This is a genomic window from Okeania sp. (genome assembly GCF_983059655.1).
In genome coordinates, this window is record NZ_CEZPJD010000808.1 from 1 (window position 1) to 3,571 (window position 3,571).

General features: G+C 36.0%; 3 protein-coding genes. 2 read left to right on the forward strand and 1 reads right to left on the reverse strand.

Going from position 1 to position 3,571, the window contains the following annotated elements; translation table 11 throughout:
• Positions 1-1,071 (forward strand): acetyltransferase domain-containing protein (locus tag AC3DU7_RS28680; RefSeq protein WP_488042661.1); only part of this gene is annotated, 1,071 nt, incomplete at its 5' end.
• Between the two features lie 176 nt (positions 1,072-1,247).
• Positions 1,248-2,321 carry a YheT family hydrolase gene (locus AC3DU7_RS28685; protein WP_488042662.1) on the forward strand — a complete coding sequence of 358 codons (1,074 nt, stop codon included), beginning with the start codon at positions 1,248-1,250 and terminating at the stop codon, positions 2,319-2,321.
• Positions 2,322-2,764: 443 nt separating this feature from the next.
• Here the strand turns inward: AC3DU7_RS28685 and AC3DU7_RS28690 are convergent.
• On the reverse strand, positions 2,765-3,571 hold an 807-nt coding region (locus AC3DU7_RS28690; RefSeq protein WP_488042663.1), incomplete at its 5' end, for a calcium-binding protein.

The following is a 3,571-nucleotide window of genomic DNA, read 5'->3' on the forward strand; positions in this document are numbered from 1 at the left end:
AATGCCGACTTTAACCCTTTAGACCTTACCCAGTCAAACATTCCTCTATTTCTAACACGCTGGATAACCCATCTTTGTGCCCCCACATTCATTTTTCTAGCAGGAATAGGAGCTTATCTCTCTCTCAAACGTGGCAAAACCAAACAACAACTTTCTCAGTTTTTGTTGCTCCGAGGACTGTGGTTAGTATTTCTAGACTTAACAGTAGTACGTTTTAGCTGGAGGTTTGACCTGAATTTAACTTTCTCTGCCGCCGGAGTATTGTGGGCGATCGGTTGTTCGATGATTTTCTTAGCAGCAATAATTTATTTTCCTACTCGAATAATTGCGATCATCGCAATCTTGCTGATAGTCGGACATAATCTTTTTGATAATGTACAAGCAGAGCAATTAGGAAATATTGGTTGGTTGTGGGCAATACTTCACGAACGCACAATGATTGAACCAATTTCTGGGTTTCGCTTATTTATCCTCTATCCTATCATTCCTTGGATCGGAGTAATGGCATTAGGTTATGTTTTCGGAACACTATTTGAAATGGAAAAAGAGCGGCGACTTCAGCTATTAAGAAAAATTGGTTTAAGTATGATAGTTGCCTTTATTATTATCCGAGCAACTAATATTTATGGCGACCCCAATCCTTGGTCAATTCAGTCTAACTTTTTTTATACTTTACTATCTTTTATCGATTGTCATAAATATCCGCCTTCTCTACTATATTTACTAATTACACTTGGTATATCAATATTATTACTTTATTGGCTGGAAAAAACCAAAATACGTTATTTTAAACCATTAATTATATTAGGTCAGCAATCATTATTTTTCTATGTTATCCACATTTACTTAATTCATCTAACCGCTATTTTATTTGCCTTTTCTAGATATGGTATAGAACCTTTTACTTTCTCCCAAGTAGGCATCAATTGGAAACCACAAGCATTTGGGTATAATTTACCAATTGTTTATCTAATTTGGTTGTTAATAACCTTCCTTTTATACATTATCTGTGACTGGTTTGCTAAGTATAAGAAAAAACATCGAGGTAAATGGTGGTTAAATTACCTATAAATATCGGTTTTTCGTAGCCTTCTAATTCAATATAAGGTACTGATAACTGATAACTGATAACTGATAACTGAAAAAGACCAGTTATTGACCGAAAAATTCTGGATTATAAAATTTCATCTCCAACTGATATACTATCTGATTAACAAATTTAAGTTTTATCAGATTAAAATTTATCTATGGGTTATCCTTCTTATACTCCTCCGTGGTTCCTGAAAAATGGTCTAGCAATGACTCTTTATGCAGCCTTTTGGATACCCCGTTTTTGGGAAGACACTACTACATTTCCGAAGCCTTCTTACCAAGATACAATTTTTATTGGAGCAGATGATGTGCCAATTTTTGGCTGGATGGCTATTCCAGAAAACCCGAAAGGTACAATTATTGGGACTTATGGAATTACAGGAGAGTTAGATAATCAATGGTTCTTACAACTATTAGGACGCAAAGCTTATGCTCAAGGTTATGCCGTTATTTTATTTGATTGGCGTGCCCACGGCAAGACAGCATTACTATCACCAACTCTAACTTCAGATGGTATTTATGAAGGGCAAGATTTTGTTCATATTGCTGCTCAAGCAAAAGCAATGGGTTGCCCGTCTAATTTCTGGTTTACTGCATATTCTTTGGGAGGACAACTAGCTCTTTGGGGTGCAAAATTAGCAGAAAGTTTGGCTCCAGGGTTAGGATTAGCAGAAACAGATATTGGTGGTTGTGCAGTTATTTGTCCCAGTCTAGAATCTCAACGTTCTCTATCTTATTTAGATAGTTCTCCTTTAGGAAAAAACTTGGATAAAGGAATTACTAAAAATCTCAAAAAATTAGTTTGGTTAATTCACGAACATCATCCAGATTTTATCGATCCAGAGGCAATCGAACGAGCAGATTCTATTTGGAAGTTTGATGAAGAATTTACTATTGAAAGGTTAGGATTTTCATCAGTAGAAGCTTACTATCAAGCAACAAGTCCTCTATATTTTTTGCCTCATTTAAAAAAACGAACATTAATTATTTATGCTGAAGATGACCCAATGTTTGACCCAACACTTGGAGCAGATTTAAAAACTGCTTGTGACAGTAATTCTGCTATTGATTTAATGTTAACTCGTTATGGTGGCCATGTGGCTCATATTAGTAGTAAATCTTGTCAAATTAATGCTCAAGATCCCGATATTTGGTGGGCATTGAATCGAGTTTTTGAATGGATTAAACAAAATGAAATGTCAACATTAACTACTTCAGTTACTGCTTAAATTAATCATTTGGAATTGGGTGATATAGCGTTTCCCAAAGTCGTGAGGTACAGTTATCTTTTTGTCTTTTTATTCCCTGTTCCCTGTTCCCTCAAGCATAAAATTTTGTACCTCATAAGTATGGGAATTGCTATAATCCTAATTCCTGATATCAATTAGGGTTTGCTGAAAAAGTACAAGTGGTAAGGGTAGGAGCCAGAATCCAGAATCTAGAAGTCAGGATGAATGGGAATTATAGAAGAGATAGTCAGAAGAATCTTCACTTGATTTTCTTCCCATATCTTGCCCAAAATACTAACTTTTTGAGCGATTAGAGCTAAAAAATAGGTACTTTTTCCAGACCTAAAAAGCCTAAAACCTTTATCTACAAAAACTTTTAGATTTATTCAGCAAGCCCTAATTAGTTACTTATTTTGTAGCAAATATTTAGCAAATTAATTTTACTACCTAATTTGAAAATTATTCGCCTCTAGAGAAATATCATTATTCAAAACGGCAAATTGAGCGCCATCTCCTAAACCAGATTCACTACCATTAGCATTATAAAATAATGCACCATTGGCAGAATTATAAACAATAAAAGCACTATTAGTGGTAACAGCTTCATCACTTTCAACTATGGCAAAATCTGTATCAACACTGAAGCCTTCACCAGCATTACTATCTAAAGCAGTGAATGTTTTTTTGTTTAATAAAATCAAGTCTCGTTGTACATCAAAATCTGTGATTACATCTATACCTATTGCGGAGGTTTCAAACTCTTGGTTAGTGTTGAAAATAAAGCGGTCAATGCTAGCTCCACCTGTGAGAGTATCGTTGCCTGCACCTCCATTGAGGCGATCGCGACCAATACCACCGTTTAAAACATCGTCGCCATTGCCACCGAGTAAGATATCGGACCCACGCCTACCCTTGATAGTGTCATTGCCGTCGTTACCACGGAGCAAATCTTTGCCTCTACCACCAATAATTTGGTCTGCACCACTACCGCCATTAACAGTATCGTTACCAACACCTGAATTGATAGTGTCATTGCCATCGTTACCATTAACACGATTATTTGCTCTATTGCCTGTGATGTTATTGCCTAGGCTATTACCTGTACCGTTAATGGCGTCGTTGCCTGTGAGATTCAGATTTTCTAAGTTATCTCCTAGAGTGTAAGTTATGGAGGAGTTGACAGTATCATTACCTGCATTAGCTACTTCTGTGACGGTATCTTCTGAGTTGTCTACCACATAAGAATCATT

Excerpts from the sequence above, each read along its gene's own strand:
- AC3DU7_RS28685 (WP_488042662.1), top strand. The coding sequence starts at position 1,248 with ATGGGTTATCCTTCTTATACTCCTCCGTGGTTCCTGAAAAATGGTCTA.